The sequence below is a fragment of the Klebsiella quasipneumoniae subsp. quasipneumoniae genome (assembly GCF_020525925.1).
Lineage (GTDB): Bacteria > Pseudomonadota > Gammaproteobacteria > Enterobacterales > Enterobacteriaceae > Klebsiella > Klebsiella quasipneumoniae.
On sequence record NZ_CP084876.1, the window covers coordinates 5,019,750 to 5,037,408 of the forward strand.

The following is a 17,659-nucleotide window of genomic DNA, read 5'->3' on the forward strand; positions in this document are numbered from 1 at the left end:
TCCGCAGTGCTTACGTATTGTAAGTATCTATTGCTCGCGCATTTCACGCTACAGCGAAAGGGTATTCGCGGGGGATATAATGTCCTTATTCCCCCGGCCAGGTGAAAGACGTCGGTAATTGCCAGAAGAGGTGCGTTGCCCAGGTAACCGTATTGGAGGAACCAGTCCGGCGAAAATACGTGAGGGGGAGCAACGCCGAGGTGAAAGAGCGTCTGGTTACGCTCCTCACCGGCCACAGGGGCTGAATCCCCTGGGTTGTCACCAGAAACGTTCGCAGTCGGGCGTTTCATACCCGAACACTTCAGCGCCCAGAGCGGTGAGTCGGGTCTACAAGGTGGAGCACTTCTGGGTGACATCGTAGTTGTTTATCATTCTGCGCCACCCTGTTTATCGCTCTTCCCTTGTGCCATGGCTGAATAATTTGGCCTGGCTTATTAAGACATTTTGTTGCGATCCGGCGGCATCCAGCCCCTGTCAGGATCGGTGTTCAGGAATCGTTTTAATAAGTCAGGCCCCCTGACACGAGGTTGTTATGACAGATTTAGTCGTCGCCAAATTTGGCGGCACCAGCGTTGCTGATTTTGACGCGATGAACCGCAGCATTGATGTGGCGCTGCTCGATGCCAATACCCGTATTGTTGTGCTCTCCGCCTCTGCCGGCGTGACCAACATTCTGGTGGCCTTAGCGGAAGGGCTGGAACCCACCGAACGTTTTTCCCAGCTGGACGCTCTGCGCCAGATCCAGTTCAATATTCTGGAGCGTTTGCGCTATCCCAACGTGATCCGCGAAGAGATTGAGCGCCTGCTGGAAAATATCACCACGCTGGCGGAAGCCGCCGCGCTCGCCTCCTCTAGCGCGCTGACTGACGAACTGGTCAGCCATGGCGAACTGATGTCCACCCTGCTGTTTGTAGAGATTCTGCGTGAGCGCGGAATTCAGGCGCAGTGGTTTGACGCCCGTAAAGTGCTGCGCACTAACGATCGCTTTGGTCGCGCCGAACCGGATATCGCCGCCGTCGCCGAACTGACTCAGCAGCAGCTGACGCCGCGTCTGGCGGAAGGCCTGGTGGTGACGCAGGGCTTTATCGGCAGCGAAGCGAAAGGCCGCACCACCACCCTCGGCCGCGGCGGCAGCGACTATACCGCCGCTCTGCTCGGCGAAGCGCTGAATGCCACCCGCGTCGATATCTGGACCGATGTGCCCGGGATCTATACGACCGACCCACGCGTCGCGCCTGCGGCGAAACGCATCGACGTCATCGCCTTTGAAGAGGCGGCGGAAATGGCCACCTTTGGCGCCAAAGTGCTGCACCCGGCGACCCTGCTGCCTGCCGTGCGCAGCGATATCCCGGTATTTGTCGGCTCCAGTAAAGAACCTAAAGCGGGCGGTACGCTGGTGTGTAAAACCACCGAGAACCCGCCGCTGTTCCGCGCGCTGGCGCTGCGTCGCCGCCAGACGCTGCTGACGCTGCACAGCCTGAATATGCTGCACTCCCGCGGCTTCCTCGCCGAAGTGTTCGGTATTCTGGCGCGCCATAACATCTCCGTCGATTTGATCACCACCTCCGAAGTGAGCGTGGCCCTGACCATGGACACCACTGGCTCAACCTCTGCGGGCGATACCCTGCTGACCCAGGCGCTGCTGACCGAGCTCTCCTCGCTGTGCCGCGTGGAAGTGGAAGAAGACCTGGCGCTGGTTGCCCTGATCGGCAACGAGCTGTCGAAAGCCTGCGGCGTCGGCAAAGAGGTGTTTGGCGTCCTTGATCCGTTTAACATCCGCATGATCTGCTATGGCGCGTCCAGCCACAACCTCTGCTTCCTTGTGCCTGGCGCCGATGCGGAGAAGGTGGTGCAGACGTTGCATCATAATTTGTTTGAATAAAATTCCTTAGCACGATAAACAATACCTATAGCCGGGCTCGAACCCGGCTTTTTTATAACAACATCAACACAACCAGCTGACCTGCTCGCCGCCCTACCGGGACGGCGCGGCCGGTTTGCGTATCGCAAGGAACACAACATGCTCGCAACTCTGACGCGGCTGTTCCCGTTATGGGCACTGCTGCTCTCCGTTCTGGCCTATTACACCCCCACCACCTTCACCCCGATCGGCCCGTGGGTTACCACCCTGCTGATGCTGATTATGTTCGGTATGGGGGTACATCTGAAGCTGGCGGATTTCAAACGCGTCCTGTCGCGTCCGGCGCCGGTCGCCGCAGGGATATTTCTGCACTATCTGGTGATGCCGCTCGCCGCCTGGCTGCTGGCGCTGCTGTTTCATATGCCGCCGGAGCTCTCCGCCGGGATGGTGCTGGTGGGCAGCGTCGCCAGCGGGACGGCCTCCAACGTGATGATCTTTCTGGCCAAAGGGGATGTGGCCCTGTCGGTGACCATCTCCTCGGTCTCCACCCTGGTCGGCGTCATCGCGACGCCGCTGCTGACCCGTCTGTACGTCGACGCGCACATTCAGGTCGACGTCATGGGGATGTTGCTGAGCATTCTGCAGATTGTGGTCATTCCCATCGCCCTGGGGCTGATTGTCCATCATCTGCTGCCGAAGGTGGTGAAAGCGGTGGAGCCGTTCCTGCCCGCTTTCTCGATGGTGTGCATTTTGGCGATCATCAGCGCGGTGGTGGCGGGTTCCGCGGCCCATATCGCGTCCGTCGGCCTGGTGGTGATTATCGCAGTGATCCTGCATAACACCATCGGCCTGCTCGGCGGCTACTGGGGCGGACGTCTGTTTGGTTTTGATGAATCCACCTGCCGTACGCTGGCGATCGAGGTGGGGATGCAGAACTCCGGCCTGGCGGCCGCGCTGGGTAAAATTTACTTCGGCCCGCTGGCGGCGCTGCCGGGAGCCCTGTTCTCCGTCTGGCATAACCTGTCCGGTTCGCTGCTGGCCGGATACTGGTCAGGGAAGCCCATCGCCAAAAAAACCAGCAAGCGCTGAGCGTGACACGTCCGGGCGCCGGCCCGGACGTGTGCCTGCTTTAGTTGCCATACAGGCTATCAGTAAAATATTCATTGCCGTACACTGGGTGCTCTGGTCTGACTGAGGGCACCACCATGGCACTCCCCCGTATTACACAAAAAGAGATGACCGAGCGCGAACAGCGCGAATTGAAAACGCTGCTTGACCGCGCGCGCATTGCGCACGGCCGCCCGCTGAGCAATGCGGAAACGAACAGCGTAAAAAAGGAATATATCGATAAGCTGATGGCCCAGCGTGAAGCGGAAGCGAAGAAAGCCCGCCAGGTGAAAAAACAGCAGGCTTATAAGACAGATAAGGAAGCGACCTTTTCCTGGTCGGCGAATACGCCGACCCGCGGCAGGCGTTAACGCCCTTTCTTTTTACGTCCCGGCTGGGTGAAACGTTTGCCGTTGCCAGTCGGGCGGCCCTTATCGTTGCTATTTTCCATCTTCACCACCGGGCGCTTGATGCCGGGGGTCGCCGCTTTGGCCTTCGGCTTAGCTTTCGGCTTCGCTTCGGAAGAAGAGTTTTCAATCAGCTTGAACAGATCGATCAGCTCGTCATCGGTCAGATCGCGCCACTCACCCAGCGGGATCCCCGTCAGGCTGACGTTCATAATCCGCGTACGCTCAAGCTTCGTCACTTCATAGCCAAAGTGCTCGCACATGCGACGGATCTGGCGATTCAGCCCCTGCACCAGAGTGATGCGGAAAACGAACGGCGCTTCTTTCTTTACCTTACATTTTTTGGTCACGGTCCCGAGAATCGGTACCCCCGCGCCCATGCCGCGAATGAACTCATCGGTCACCGGCTTATCGACCGTAACCAGATACTCTTTTTCATGGTCGTTGCCGGCGCGCAGGATCTTATTCACCAGGTCGCCGTGATTGGTGAGGAAGATCAGCCCCTGGGAGTCTTTATCCAGACGGCCGATAGGGAAGATACGCTTGCTGTGGTTGACGAAATCGACAATGTTGTCGCGCTCGCCGTCTTCCGTGGTGCTCACAATGCCGACCGGCTTATTCAGCGCAATCAGCACCAGATCATCCGCTTCGCGCGGCTCAATCAACCGTCCGTTAACTTTGACCAGGTCGCCAGGCTTCACCTGATCGCCAATTGTGGCGCGCTTGCCATTGATAAAGACGTTGCCTTGTTCAATAAAGCGGTCCGCTTCGCGACGCGAGCAGATGCCGCTTTCACTGATGTATTTGTTTAATCGGGTTGATGAGTCGGGCAGCATAGATTCTCCTGTAAAAGCGAAATATACCCTACCTTGCGGGCGAGAAAAAAGATGTGCCTTTGCGCCCTCCGGCGCAAGGTGTGATCGACTACGCCTTTTTTCACAAAAGTGTCTCGCTCAACGCCTGGCAACTTTGCATGCTTAAATATCACAGAATCAGCGATTTAGCGTGCAATGCACAAAGGTGCCAACAACCAGCTATTGATAACGCAAATGTGCAAGATTATTCGCCAGATTAGGGTGATGAAATAAAAGAAAATCGCTTTAAACGGTGGCTCTAATAGGGTTATATCAGATCAACAGCACAAACCCGCGATTTGCACAAATGTGCAGGAGCCTGCAGATGACCATGGAAAACAGCGATGATATCCGGTTGATTGTCAAAATCGCCCAGCTCTATTACGAGCAGGATATGACTCAGGCGCAAATTGCTCGCGAGCTGGGGATCTATCGCACCACCATCAGTCGCCTGCTGAAGCGCGGCCGCGAGCAGGGCATTGTTACCATCGCCATCAACTATGACTACAATGAAAACCTGTGGCTCGAGCAACAGCTCAAGCAAAAATTTGGCCTGAAAGAGGCGGTGGTTGCCAGTAGCGATGGGCTGCTGGAAGAAGAACAGCTGAGTGCGATGGGCCAGCATGGCGCCCTGCTTGTCGACCGATTGCTGGAGCCAGGCGATATCATCGGTTTTTCATGGGGCCGCGCCGTGCGTTCGCTGGTGGAGAACCTGCCGCAGGCCAGCCAGTCACGCCAGGTGATCTGTGTCCCCATCATCGGTGGTCCTTCCGGTAAACTGGAGAGCCGCTACCATGTGAACACTTTAACCTACGGCGCGGCAGCCAGGCTGAAAGCGGAATCCCACCTTGCCGATTTTCCAGCCCTGCTGGATAACCCGCTGATCCGCAACGGCATCATGCAGTCCCAGCATTTTAAAACCATCTCATCCTACTGGGACAGCCTGGATGTGGCGCTGGTGGGTATTGGTTCACCGGCCATTCGCGACGGCGCAAACTGGCATGCCTTCTACGGCAGCGAAGAGAGCGACGATCTCAACGCCCGCCACGTCGCCGGGGATATCTGCTCGCGTTTCTACGATATTAACGGCGGGTTAGTCGATACCAATATGAGCGAAAAAACCCTGTCGATCGAAATGGCGAAGCTGCGCCAGGCTCGCTATTCCATCGGCATCGCCATGGGTGAAGAGAAATACTCTGGCATTCTTGGCGCATTGCACGGACGCTATATTAATTGTCTGGTGACAAACAGAGAAACGGCTGAGTTATTACTGAAATAACACACAGGATATGATTTCACGCAGCACCCGCTGCGGGGGATCCCTTTATCTAAAGAAATGGGAGTAAATAATGAATACATGGTTAAATTTAAAAGATAACGTCATTATCGTGACCGGCGGCGCCTCGGGAATTGGGCTGGCCATTGTCGATGAATTATTATCACAAGGTGCTCATGTCCAGATGATTGATATTCATGGCGGCGATCGTCATCACAATGGCGATAATTATCACTTCTGGCCGACGGATATTTCCAGCGCGACAGAGGTGCAACAGACTATCGATGCCATTATTCAGCGCTGGTCGCGAATTGATGGTTTGGTCAATAACGCCGGCGTGAATTTCCCGCGTTTATTAGTCGACGAAAAAGCACCGGCCGGCCGCTATGAATTAAACGAAGCCGCTTTTGAAAAAATGGTCAATATCAACCAGAAAGGGGTGTTTTTCATGTCGCAGGCGGTGGCGCGTCAAATGATCAAACAGCGCGCCGGTGTGATTGTCAATGTCTCTTCGGAGAGCGGCCTGGAAGGCTCTGAAGGTCAAAGCTGCTACGCCGCGACCAAGGCCGCGCTCAACAGCTTTACCCGCTCCTGGTCCAAAGAATTGGGTAAATATGGGATCCGCGTGGTCGGCGTTGCGCCGGGGATCCTCGAAAAAACCGGCCTGCGGACACCGGAATATGAAGAGGCGCTGGCCTGGACGCGCAATATCACCGTCGAGCAACTTCGCGAGGGATATACCAAAAACGCCATTCCCATCGGGCGGGCAGGAAAGCTCTCGGAAGTGGCTGATTTTGTTTGCTATCTCTTGTCAGCGCGCGCCAGCTACATCACCGGAGTCACCACTAACATTGCCGGCGGAAAAACGCGCGGTTAAGGAGGCAGTATGGTTCACGCTATCTTCTGCGCCCACGGCCAGCTGGCCGGGGCCATGCTTGATTCGGTACGCATGGTCTACGGCGAGGTTAACGTCAGCGCCGTCGCGTTTGTCCCCGGCGAAAACGCGGCGGATATCGCCATTAACCTGGAAAAGTTAGTAAGCGCCCACACCAATGGGGAGTGGGTAATCGCGGTAGATTTGCAGTGCGGAAGCCCATGGAATGCCGCAGCCGGGCTGGCAATGCGTCACCCGCAGATCCGGGTGATTAGCGGCCTGTCGCTACCGCTGGCGCTCGAGCTGGTGGATAACCAGCATACCCTGAGCGCCGATGACTTATGCCAGCATCTGCAGGCCATCGCCAGTCAGTGCTGTGTGGTCTGGCAGCAGCCAGAAACCGTTGAGGAGGAGTTCTGATGCAAATTACCCTCGCCCGTATTGATGACCGACTGATTCATGGCCAGGTTACCACCGTGTGGTCAAAAGTCGCCAACGCCCAGCGGATAATTATCTGCAATGACGATGTATTTAACGATGAGGTTCGCCGGACCCTGTTGCGCCAGGCGGCTCCGCCAGGCATGAAGGTAAACGTTGTCAGTCTGGAAAAAGCGGTTGCGGTCTATCATAACCCGCAATATCAGGACGAGACCGTCTTTTATTTATTTACCAATCCACACGATGTTTTAATGATGGTGCGCCAGGGCGTGCAGATCGCCACGTTAAATATTGGTGGCATGGCCTGGCGACCCGGGAAAAAACAGCTAACCAAAGCCGTTTCTTTGGATCCGCAGGATATTCAGGCATTCCGTGAACTCGATAAACTGGGCGTAAAACTCGATTTACGCGTGGTCGCATCAGATCCGTCAGTCAATATTCTCGACAAAATTAACGAAACAGCTTTCTGCGAATAAAAAATAGCGCCTGTTGTGATATGCCGTAGCAGGCAGGATGACTCACACCTTAAAGGTCATAAATTATGGAAATTAGTACTCTACAGATAATAGCCATATTTATTTTTTCCTGTATTGCCGGAATGGGCAGCGTGCTGGATGAATTTCAGACCCATCGGCCCCTTATCGCCTGTACCGTGATTGGCCTCATCCTGGGTGATTTAAAAACCGGGGTTATGCTCGGCGGTACGCTGGAGCTGATCGCCCTCGGCTGGATGAACGTGGGGGCAGCGCAGTCGCCAGATTCGGCGCTGGCCAGCATTATCTCCGCCATTCTGGTGATTGTGGGCCACCAGAGCATTGCCACCGGTATCGCCATTGCTCTGCCGGTGGCCGCCGCCGGGCAGGTGCTGACCGTTTTCGCCCGTACCATTACCGTGGTGTTCCAGCACGCCGCGGACAAAGCGGCCGAGGAGGCGCGCTTTCGCACAATCGACCTGCTGCATGTCTCCGCACTGGGGGTGCAGGCACTACGCGTGGCAATCCCGGCGCTGGTGGTCTCGCTGTTCGTTAGCGCGGATATGGTCAGCAGTATGCTCAGCGCGATCCCGGAATTCGTCACCCGCGGCCTGCAGATTGCCGGTGGTTTCATTGTCGTCGTGGGCTACGCGATGGTGCTGCGAATGATGGGTGTGAAGTACCTGATGCCCTTCTTTTTCCTCGGTTTTCTCGCCGGGGGTTATCTCGACTTCAGTCTGCTGGCCTTCGGCGGCGTGGGCGTCATCATCGCGCTGATCTACATCCAGCTCAATCCACAGTGGCGTAAGGCTGAACCCGCCGCCTCCACTGCCCCCTCTGCCCCCGCCCTTGACCAGCTTGACGACTAATGGAGCCGAAAATGGAACAGAAAAAAATCACGCAAGGCGACCTGGTGAGCATGTTTCTCCGCTCCAACCTCCAGCAGGCCTCCTTTAACTTCGAACGTATTCATGGCCTGGGATTTTGCTACGACATGATCCCGGCGATCAAACGCCTGTATCCGCTCAAAGCCGATCAGGTCGCGGCGCTGAAGCGTCATCTGGTGTTCTTTAATACCACGCCGGCGGTGTGTGGCCCGGTGATCGGCGTCACCGCCGCCATGGAGGAGGCCCGGGCTAACGGCGCGGCCATTGACGATGGCGCTATCAACGGCATCAAAGTGGGTCTGATGGGCCCGCTGGCCGGCGTCGGCGACCCGCTGGTCTGGGGCACGCTGCGGCCGATTACCGCGGCCCTTGGCGCCTCGCTGGCCCTCTCCGGCAATATTCTGGGACCTTTGTTATTTTTCTTTATTTTCAATGCAGTGCGGCTGGCAATGAAGTGGTACGGCCTGCAACTGGGCTTCCGTAAAGGGGTCAATATCGTCAGCGATATGGGCGGTAACCTGCTGCAGAAGCTGACCGAAGGCGCCTCCATTCTCGGCCTGTTTGTCATGGGGGTGCTGGTGACCAAATGGACCACCATCAATGTGCCGCTGGTGGTGTCCCAAACGCCCGGTGCAGACGGCGCCACCGTCACGATGACCGTCCAGAACATCCTCGATCAGCTCTGCCCCGGCCTGCTGGCGCTGGGCCTGACGCTACTGATGGTGCGTCTGCTGAACAAGAAAGTGAATCCGGTCTGGCTGATTTTCGCCCTTTTCGGCTTAGGCATTATCGGCAACGCCCTCGGCTTTCTGTCCTGATTATTCCGCCCCGGCGATGCCGGGGTGACGTCAACAACATAGCCCCGAAAGATGAAGGGGATGAGGTGGTTTATGCAAACAACAACGGCTCTGCGCCTGTATGGCAAACGTGACCTGCGCCTGGAAACCTTTACCCTCCCGGCGATGCAGGACGATGAGATCCTCGCCCGGGTGGTCACTGACAGCCTGTGCCTTTCTTCATGGAAAGAGGCCAATCAGGGTGCCGATCATAAAAAGGTGCCTGATGATGTGGCCACCAGGCCTATTATTATCGGCCATGAATTCTGCGGCGAAATCCTTGCCGTCGGTAAAAAGTGGCAGCATAAGTTTCAGCCGGGGCAGCGCTACGTGATCCAGGCCAACCTGCAGTTGCCCGACCGACCCGACTGCCCCGGCTACTCATTCCCATGGATCGGTGGCGAAGCCACGCATGTGGTGATCCCCAATGAGGTGATGGCGCAGGATTGCCTGCTCACCTGGGAGGGGGATACCTGGTTTGAAGGATCGCTGGTGGAGCCGCTCTCCTGCGTCATTGGCGCCTTCAACGCCAACTATCATCTGCAGGAGGGGAGTTACAACCACATGATGGGGATCCGTCCTCAGGGACGCACCCTGATCCTGGGCGGGACGGGGCCGATGGGGCTGCTGGCCATCGACTATGCGCTGCACGGCCCCATCAATCCTTCACTACTGGTAGTGACCGATACCAATAAGCCGAAGCTCAGCTACGCCCGCCGTCATTACCCCTCTGAGCCGCAGACGCTGATCCACTACCTCGACGGCCATGAGGCCAGTCGCGATACGCTGCTGGCGCTCAGCGGCGGCCATGGCTTCGACGATATCTTCGTGTTTGTGCCAAACGAACAGCTGATCACCCTGGCCTCCTCGTTGCTGGCCCCGGACGGCTGCCTGAATTTCTTTGCTGGCCCCCAGGATAAGCAATTCAGCGCCCCGATCAACTTCTACGACGTGCACTACGCCTTTACCCACTACGTCGGCACCTCCGGCGGTAATACTGACGATATGCGCGCCGCGGTGGCGCTGATGCAGGCGAAAAAGGTCCAGACGGCGAAAGTGGTCACCCATATTCTCGGCCTGAACGCTGCGGGCGAAACCACCCTCGATCTGCCTGCCATCGGCGGGGGAAAAAAGCTGGTGTATACCGGAAAAGCCTTCCCGCTCACGCCGCTGGGCGAGATCGCCGATCCCGAACTGGCAGCGATTGTGGCGCGTCACCATGGGATCTGGTCCCAGGAGGCTGAAGCGTATCTGCTGGCCCACGCGGAGGATATTATGCATGATTAACCGCGATACGCTGTTGTGCATCTCCCTGGCGGGTCGCCCCGGCAACTTCGGCACCCGCTTTCATAACTATCTGTATGACAAGCTGGGGTTGAACTACCTCTACAAAGCCTTTACGACTAAGGATATTGAGGCGGCGGTAAAAGGGGTTCGCGCATTGGGTATCCGCGGCTGTGCGGTCTCCATGCCGTTTAAAGAGAGCTGCATACCGTTTCTTGACGCTATCGATCCGTCGGCAAAAGTCATCGACTCCGTCAACACCATCGTCAATGACGACGGGAAGTTAACCGGGCTGAACACCGATTACATCGCGGTCAAAAGCCTGATCGCCAGCCATCGGCTCGATACCAACGCCAGAGTGATGATTCAGGGTAGCGGCGGCATGGGGAAAGCCGTCATTGCCGCCTTCCGTGATGCCGGTTTCCGTGACGTGATCATTGCGGCCCGCAATCGCCAGCGCGGCCTGGCGCTGGCAAAACAGTATGGCTTTCAGTGGCAGCCCCTGCCGGAAGGGATCGCAGCCGAGATTCTGGTCAATGTCACACCGCTGGGCATGGCGGGGGGAGCGGAAAGCAACACGCTGGCGTTCAGCGAGGCCATGGTGGCCCAGGCCAGCGTCGTGTTTGACGTGGTCGCGTTGCCGGCGGAAACCCCGCTGATACGCCTGGCGCAACAACGGGGTAAGCAAACCATCAGCGGTGCGGAAGTCATTGCCCTGCAAGCCGTTGAGCAGTTCGCCCTTTATACCGGCGTACGACCGGATAACGTGCTGGTGGCAGAGGCCTCGGCGTTTGCCAGAAGCTAGGATGTCCCTCCCGGGAAGGCGTCAGCCACGTCCCGGGAGGGCTACCTCGCCAGAAAAGAAGCGACATAGACGGAAAAATAATCCGTCTCAGTAGTCATCCCTTTCGTCGTCTTCATCCGGCTGCTCCATCACGCTGTAAGCCACCGAGCAGAACAGGCTGTTCAGACGCTTCATATCCCCCAGCAGCGCCAGGTGCAACGTACTGGTTTCGATACTCTGCACGTTCTGCTGATGCAGACGGTCAACGTGCGCATGCGAGTAGCGGCGGTTAAGAATGCGGAACCGGTGTTTACTGCGCCGCAGGCGACGGGCGCTGGGCACATCGCTGGAGAAGAAGACCGACATCGCCAGCTGCAGGTTGCTGAGCAACAGATCGTACAGGGCGTCCAGCTCCTTTAACCCTTCCACCGAGAAGGCGCGCCGCGCCGCCAGCGATTTATCAGCGATCTCGCTGCCCATCCGCTCGACGATATCGGAGGCCTGCTCGAGGTTTAACGACATCTCAATAATTTCCGCCCAGCGCCGGGACTCCTCTTCCGCCAGTTCATCCTTTGGCATTCGCGCCAGATAGAGCTTAATGGCGGTGTAGAGTACGTTGATATCGTCCGCCATGCGGCGTAGCTCTTTCTCCTGACGCGGTTCGCCATGCATCACCTTATGCAGGCTCTCCAGCATTTGCTCCATCGCGTCACCAATGCGCAGCGTCTCGCGCGCGGCATTGGCCAGCGCCAGCGCCGGGGTGTCCAGCGCCGACGGGTCGAGATGCTTGGGTTTGAGATGGTTATCCAGCTCGGGTTCATCGCGGATCATGCGCTGGCACAGCTTCGCCATCGGTCCGGCAAAAGGGACCATCGCGATGCAGCGCAGCAGGTTGTAAAAAACGTGGAAGTAGATAACCAGCTCGGACTCGGCCAACGGTAGCTTATGCATCGCCGCGGCCAGCGGATGGACGAACGGCAGAATGATCAGGCTCCCCACCAGCTTAAACAGCAGGCTGCCCAGCGCCACCCGGCGCGCCGCCGCGTTCGCCGCGCTGTTGTTGAGCATCGCCAACAGCCCCGATCCCAGGTTGGCGCCAATCACCAGGCACAGCGCCACCGGGAAAGAGATCGCTCCTGCCGCAGTCAGCGTCGCGGTCAGCAGCACCGCCGCCAGGCTGGAGTAGCTGATGATCGCGAATACGGCGCCAATCAAGGCATCCAGCATAATATCCCCGGTCAGCGAGGCAAAAATCACCTGCACGCCGTTGGCCTGGGTAATGGGGTGGACGGCCTGCACAATCAGCTCCAGGGCCAACAGGATCAGCCCAAGGCCAATCCCCACTCGCCCCAGCTGCCCGGCGCGGGTCTGCTTACGGCCGAGGAAGAAAATCACCCCGATAAATATCAACAACGGCGACAGCCACGACAGGTCGAAGGTCAGCACCCTCGCCATCAGCGCCGTCCCGACGTCGGCCCCCAGCACCATCACCAGCGCCGGCGTGAGGCCCACTAAATCCTGGGCGACAAACGAGGTCACCAGCATGGTGGTGGCATTGCTGCTTTGCACCAGCGCAGTCACGCCAAGACCCGCGCAGAAGGCGAGCGGCTTTTTCTCTACGCTGCTACTGAGAACGGTACGCAGGCGAGCGCCATAGACGCGCATCACCCCGGTACGCACGATATGCGTGCCCCACACCAGCAGAGCGACCGCGGACAACAGGTGTAGCAGAGTTAACACGGAATCAGCTTCTCCTTATCGTTATAGGTGTTCCGACGTTCTGGAACCTATCTCAGTATAAGGGGTTAACCTCAATAAAGAGACAAGGCGCTCACAGAGCGCCTTGTTTGTTGTAAGGAAAGATGACGACTAGTCCGCATCATAGCCCAGATTAGGGGCTAACCAGCGCTCGACTTCCGCCGGGGTCATCCCTTTACGCAGCGCGTAGTCTTCGACCTGGTCGCGCTGGATCTGCGCCACGGCGAAGTATTTGCTGTCAGGATGGCTGAAGTACCAGCCGGAAACCGATGCCCCCGGCCACATGGCGAACGATTCGGTGAGCTTCATGCCGGTATGGGCTTCGACGTCCAGCAGCTGCCAGATGGTGCCTTTTTCGGTGTGCTCCGGACAGGCCGGATACCCCGGCGCCGGACGGATCCCCTGGTAATTCTCGCGAATAAGCTCCTCATTGCTGAGGTTCTCATTGGCCGCATACCCCCAGTAGACCTTGCGCACTTTCTCGTGCAGATACTCGGCGAAGGCTTCCGCCAGACGATCGGCGATGGCCTTGATCATGATCTTGTTATAGTCATCATGCTGCGCTTCATAGGCTTCCGCCAGCGCGTCCTCTTCCAGGCCGCCGGTGACGGCGAAGGCGCCGATATAGTCCGCTTTGCCGCTCAGCTTCGGCGCCACAAAGTCGGCGAGGCAGTAGTTGGCGAAGCCGACCTTCTCCGTCTGCTGGCGCAGGTGATGGCTCACCGTCAGCACGTGGGTGCGGGTTTCATCGCGATAGATTTCAATATCGTCGCCCACGCGGTTGGCCGGGAACAGGCCCACCACGCCGCGCGGGTTGAGGGTTTTCTCTGCGCTCAGCTTATCCAGCAGCTCGTTAGCGTCTTTGAACAGGCGCTGCGCCTCTTCCCCTACCACGTCATCTTCCAGAATGCGCGGATATTTGCCCGCCAGCGACCAGGTCATAAAGAACGGCGTCCAGTCGATGTAGTTGCGTAGCGTCTCGATACTGGCTTCCACCTCCTGAATCCCCAGGCGATGGGCCACCGGCGGAGTGTAGCTCTCCCAGTCAAAGGCCAGATCGTTTTCCCGTGCGGCGGCCAGGGTCACCGGCGGGGTGCGCGGTTTTTTACGCCCATGCTGGATACGCACGGTTTCATACTCTTTGCGCGTACGGGCGACAAACTCATCGCGCTGCGTGTCCGAGAGCAGCGCAGCCACCACCCCGACGGTGCGCGAAGCGTTCTGTACGTAAACGGTCGGGCCGCTGTAGTTCTGCTCGATTTTCACCGCCGTATGCGCTTTAGAGGTGGTCGCGCCGCCGATCAGCAGCGGGATGGTAAAGCCCTGGCGCTCCATCTCTTTCGCCACGTTAACCATTTCGTCGAGCGACGGGGTAATCAACCCGGAAAGGCCGATGAGATCCGCGTTCATCTCTTTGGCGGTTTTGAGAATTTTATCCGCCGGGACCATCACGCCAAGATCGATTATTTCGTAGTTATTGCACTGCAGCACCACGCCGACGATGTTTTTGCCGATGTCATGAACGTCGCCTTTTACCGTGGCAATCACCATTTTGCCGTTACTGGAGCCCTGCTCTTTACTGGCTTCAATAAACGGCTCCAGGTAGGCCACCGCCTGTTTCATGACGCGGGCGGATTTCACAACCTGCGGCAGGAACATTTTGCCTTCGCCGAACAGATCGCCGACCACGTTCATGCCGTCCATCAGCGGCCCTTCGATCACCTCAATCGGGCGAGCGGCCTGCTGACGCGCTTCTTCGGTGTCCTGTTCAATAAATTCGGTAATGCCCTTCACCAGCGAATATTCGAGGCGTTTTTTCACCTCCCAGCTGCGCCATTCCGCCTGCTGGGCATTGGCGCCGTCGTCAACTTTACTGCCGCGATATTTTTCCGCCAGCTCGAGCAATCTTTCGGTGCTGTCATCGCGGCGGTTGAGGATCACGTCCTCCACCGCGTCGCGCAGCTCGGCGGGAAGGTCGTCGTAAATCGCCAGCTGGCCGGCGTTGACGATGCCCATGTCCATGCCGTTGCGGATCGCGTAGTAGAGGAATACGGCGTGGATCGCCTCGCGCACCGGGTCGTTGCCGCGGAAGGAGAACGACACGTTAGAGACGCCACCGGAGATCAGCGCGTGCGGCAGCTCGCGTTTGATGTCTTCGCAGGCGCCGATAAAGTCCTGGGCATAGTTATTGTGTTCTTCGATACCGGTCGCCACCGCGAAGATATTCGGGTCAAAGATAATATCTTCTGGCGGGAAGCCGACCTCTTCGGTGAGGATTTTGTAGGCGCGACGGCAAATCTCAATTTTACGTTCGCGGGTATCGGCCTGCCCCACTTCGTCAAAGGCCATCACCACCACCGCGGCGCCGTAGCGGCGAACCAGTTTCGCATGGTGGATAAAGGGTTCGACGCCCTCTTTCATCGAGATGGAGTTAACGATGCCTTTGCCCTGAATGCATTTCAGGCCCTTTTCGATGACCTCCCATTTGGAGGAGTCGATCATGATCGGCACGCGGGCAATGTCCGGCTCGCCGGCAATCAGGTTGAGGAAGCGCACCATCGCCGCTTCGGCGTCGAGCATCCCCTCGTCCATGTTGATATCGATGATCTGCGCGCCGCTTTCCACCTGCTGACGCGCGACGTCCAGCGCTTCGCTGTACTTCTCTTCTTTGATTAAGCGTTTAAATTTCGCCGAGCCGGTAACGTTGGTACGTTCGCCGACGTTAACGAACAGGCTGTCATCGCCGATATTCAGCGGCTCCAGGCCGGAAAGACGGCAGGCGACGGGGATCTCCGGCAGCTGGCGCGGCGGCAGGCCGGTCACCGCCCGGCTCATGGCGGCGATATGTTCCGGCGTGGTGCCGCAGCAGCCGCCGACGATATTGAGGAAACCGGCTTCCGCCCATTCGCGGATCTGCGCCGCCATGGTATCGGCATCCAGATCGTATTCGCCGAAGGCATTGGGCAGGCCAGCGTTCGGGTGCGCGGTAACGTAGCACTCAGCGATACGCGACAGCTCCTGGACGTACTGGCGCAGTTCGTCCGGCCCGAGGGCGCAGTTCAGACCAAACGATAAGGCTTCGGCGTGACGCAGCGAGTTATAGAAAGCTTCGGTGGTCTGCCCGGACAGCGTGCGGCCGGAGGCATCGGTAATGGTCCCGGAGATCATCAGCGGCAGGTCAACGCCCAGCGCCTCCAGCTCCTCTTTCACCGCATAGATGGCCGCTTTGGCGTTCAGGGTGTCAAATACCGTTTCAATCAGGATCAGATCCACGCCGCCTTCCACCAGCGCTCGGGTGGATTCGCGATAGGCAGCCACCAGCTGGTCAAAGGTAATATTGCGGAACGCCGGATCGTTCACATCAGGCGAAATAGAGGCGGTGCGGTTGGTTGGGCCAAGCACGCCCGCGACGTAGCGCGGTTTTTCCGGCGTGCGGGCCGTCCAGGCGTCGGCGCTGGCGCGGGCCAGCTTCGCCGCCGCAAAGTTGATCTCTGCCGACAGGGATTCCATCTGGTAATCCGCCATCGCAATGGTCGTCGAGTTAAAGGTGTTGGTCTCAATGATATCCGCGCCGGCCTCGAAGTAGGCGTCGTGGATCTCGCGGATCACCTCGGGCTTGCTGAGCACCAGCAGGTCGTTGTTGCCTTTCAGGTCGCACGGCCAGTCAGCAAAGCGCTCACCGCGAAAGTCCTGCTCACTCAGACGGTAGCCCTGGATCATGGTGCCCATGCCCCCATCCAGAACCAGAATACGTTCTTTTAACTGCTGATGCAGTTGCTCAACTTTGCTGCTCACACTTGCTCCCGACAACGCTCAACACAGGCCAAATAGCCAACAAACCATACTGGCATAAACCACCGGAGCGGAAAAGACAACAACGGGCAATATGAGACATGTTCAGCTTCACTCCTCCGATGAGTCCGGTTGTGATTGCATTATCGCCAAATAAAACGAAAATCATTTCCACGATACAGAAAAAGGAGTCCGCGATGGCCACTACCCCCGTTCCCGCGAAACGCGGCAGAAAACCCGCGGCTGCCACCGCCCAGCAGGCTGGCGGTCAGGTTCAGTCGCTGACCCGCGGCCTGAAATTGCTCGAATGGATTGCCGAGTCCCACAGCAGCGTCGCGCTGACCGAGCTGGCGCAGCAGGCGGGTCTGCCCAACTCAACCACTCACCGCCTGCTGACCACCATGCAGCAGCTGGGTTTCGTTCGCCAGGTCGGCGAGCTGGGCCACTGGGCCGTCGGCGCGCATGCCTTCGTGGTCGGCAGCAGCTTTCTGCAAAGCCGCAATCTGCTGGCGATTGTCCACCCGATCCTGCGCCAGCTGATGGAGGATTCCGGTGAAACGGTGAATCTGGCGGTGCTTGACCAGAGCGACCACCAGGCGATCATTATCGACCAGGTGCAGTGCACCCAGCTGATGCGTATGTCGGCGCCAATCGGCGGAAAACTGCCGATGCACGCCTCCGGCGCCGGGAAGGCGTTCCTCTCGCAGCTGAGCGAAGAGCAGGTGACCAGCCTGCTGCACCGTAAAGGGCTGCATGCCTATACGCATGCCACGCTGGTCTCGCCGCTGCATCTGAAGGAAGATTTAGCGCAGACCCGCAAGCGGGGCTACTCGTTCGATGACGAGGAGCACGCGCTCGGCCTGCGCTGCGTCGCCGCCTGCATTTATGATGAACACCGCGAACCGTTCGCGGCAATCTCCATCTCCGGTCCCATCTCACGCATGACCGATGATCGGGTGACCGAGCTGGGCGCGCTGGTGATCAAAGCGGCGAAGGAAGTGACGCTGGCATACGGCGGGGTTAAATAA

15 protein-coding genes and 1 riboswitch are annotated in these 17,659 nt (G+C 58.1%); of the genes, 12 read left to right on the forward strand and 3 right to left on the reverse strand.

Translation table 11 applies throughout. The annotated features are described in order from the left end of the window. The first annotated feature begins 117 nt into the window (after nt 1–117). Nucleotides 118–353, forward strand: a riboswitch (Lysine riboswitch). Between the two features lie 179 nt (nt 354–532). The 3 genes from lysC to LGM20_RS24050 all read left to right on the forward strand — a co-directional run bounded on the left by lysC (nt 533) and on the right by LGM20_RS24050 (nt 3,339). Beyond that, on the forward strand, nt 533–1,882 hold the full coding sequence (gene lysC, locus LGM20_RS24040) for a lysine-sensitive aspartokinase 3 (RefSeq protein ID WP_017900129.1): 1,350 nt from the start codon (nt 533–535) through the stop codon (nt 1,880–1,882). 138 nt (nt 1,883–2,020) lie between these two features. Beyond that, the gene (gene panS / locus LGM20_RS24045; RefSeq protein WP_023291615.1) at nt 2,021–2,950 is read left to right on the forward strand and encodes a ketopantoate/pantoate/pantothenate transporter PanS; all 930 of its coding nucleotides are present in this window, start codon (nt 2,021–2,023) and stop codon (nt 2,948–2,950) included. A gap of 116 nt (nt 2,951–3,066) precedes the next feature. Further along, nucleotides 3,067–3,339, forward strand: coding sequence for a YjbD family protein (locus tag LGM20_RS24050; RefSeq protein ID WP_004177859.1), 273 nt, complete (start codon nt 3,067–3,069; stop codon nt 3,337–3,339). Here the strand turns inward: LGM20_RS24050 and rluF are convergent. Next, nucleotides 3,336–4,211 carry a 23S rRNA pseudouridine(2604) synthase RluF gene (gene rluF, locus LGM20_RS24055; RefSeq protein ID WP_044525123.1) on the reverse strand — a complete coding sequence of 292 codons (876 nt, stop codon included), beginning with the start codon at nt 4,209–4,211 and terminating at the stop codon, nt 3,336–3,338. The genes LGM20_RS24050 and rluF overlap by 4 nt on opposite strands. Before the next feature lie 349 nt (nt 4,212–4,560). On the opposite strand from rluF, the gene LGM20_RS24060 reads away from it, so the two are divergent. From LGM20_RS24060 to LGM20_RS24095, 8 genes are all read left to right on the forward strand, one after another. Beyond that, the gene (locus LGM20_RS24060; RefSeq protein ID WP_002884616.1) at nt 4,561–5,508 is read left to right on the forward strand and encodes a sugar-binding transcriptional regulator; all 948 of its coding nucleotides are present in this window, start codon (nt 4,561–4,563) and stop codon (nt 5,506–5,508) included. A gap of 70 nt (nt 5,509–5,578) precedes the next feature. Next, nucleotides 5,579–6,382, forward strand: coding sequence for an SDR family oxidoreductase (locus LGM20_RS24065; protein WP_044525122.1), 804 nt, complete (start codon nt 5,579–5,581; stop codon nt 6,380–6,382). Nucleotides 6,383–6,391: 9 nt separating this feature from the next. Further along, nucleotides 6,392–6,799 (forward strand): mannose/fructose/sorbose PTS transporter subunit IIA, encoded by a 408-nt coding sequence (locus LGM20_RS24070; protein ID WP_044525121.1) that lies wholly within the window; start codon nt 6,392–6,394, stop codon nt 6,797–6,799. Further along, complete coding sequence (locus LGM20_RS24075) at nt 6,799–7,293, forward strand: mannose/fructose/sorbose PTS transporter subunit IIB (protein WP_044525120.1); 495 nt, start codon at nt 6,799–6,801, stop codon at nt 7,291–7,293. The genes LGM20_RS24070 and LGM20_RS24075 overlap by 1 nt, the downstream gene beginning before the upstream one ends. Before the next feature lie 65 nt (nt 7,294–7,358). Next, entirely contained in the window at nt 7,359–8,159 is an 801-nt protein-coding gene (locus LGM20_RS24080) for a PTS mannose/fructose/sorbose transporter subunit IIC (RefSeq protein ID WP_002884608.1), read from the forward strand. A gap of 11 nt (nt 8,160–8,170) precedes the next feature. Further along, a complete protein-coding gene (locus LGM20_RS24085; protein WP_002884590.1) occupies nt 8,171–8,995 on the forward strand; it encodes a PTS system mannose/fructose/sorbose family transporter subunit IID in 825 nt (274 codons plus the stop codon). A 72-nt stretch (nt 8,996–9,067) separates the two neighbouring features. Then, entirely contained in the window at nt 9,068–10,300 is a 1,233-nt protein-coding gene (gene sorE / locus LGM20_RS24090) for an L-sorbose 1-phosphate reductase (RefSeq protein ID WP_044525119.1), read from the forward strand. Further along, nucleotides 10,293–11,102: a shikimate 5-dehydrogenase gene (locus LGM20_RS24095; RefSeq protein ID WP_044525118.1), complete on the forward strand. Its 810-nt coding sequence runs from the start codon at nt 10,293–10,295 to the stop codon at nt 11,100–11,102. The genes sorE and LGM20_RS24095 overlap by 8 nt, the downstream gene beginning before the upstream one ends. A gap of 87 nt (nt 11,103–11,189) precedes the next feature. Here LGM20_RS24095 and LGM20_RS24100 read toward each other — a convergent pair whose 3' ends face one another. Both LGM20_RS24100 and metH read right to left on the reverse strand, forming a co-directional pair. Further along, nucleotides 11,190–12,821 carry a Na/Pi cotransporter family protein gene (locus LGM20_RS24100; RefSeq protein WP_004206824.1) on the reverse strand — a complete coding sequence of 544 codons (1,632 nt, stop codon included), beginning with the start codon at nt 12,819–12,821 and terminating at the stop codon, nt 11,190–11,192. 129 nt (nt 12,822–12,950) lie between these two features. Further along, nucleotides 12,951–16,634 (reverse strand): methionine synthase, encoded by a 3,684-nt coding sequence (gene metH, locus LGM20_RS24105; protein WP_044525117.1) that lies wholly within the window; start codon nt 16,632–16,634, stop codon nt 12,951–12,953. 194 nt (nt 16,635–16,828) lie between these two features. On the opposite strand from metH, the gene iclR reads away from it, so the two are divergent. Further along, nucleotides 16,829–17,659 carry a glyoxylate bypass operon transcriptional repressor IclR gene (gene iclR, locus LGM20_RS24110; protein ID WP_004206826.1) on the forward strand — a complete coding sequence of 277 codons (831 nt, stop codon included), beginning with the start codon at nt 16,829–16,831 and terminating at the stop codon, nt 17,657–17,659.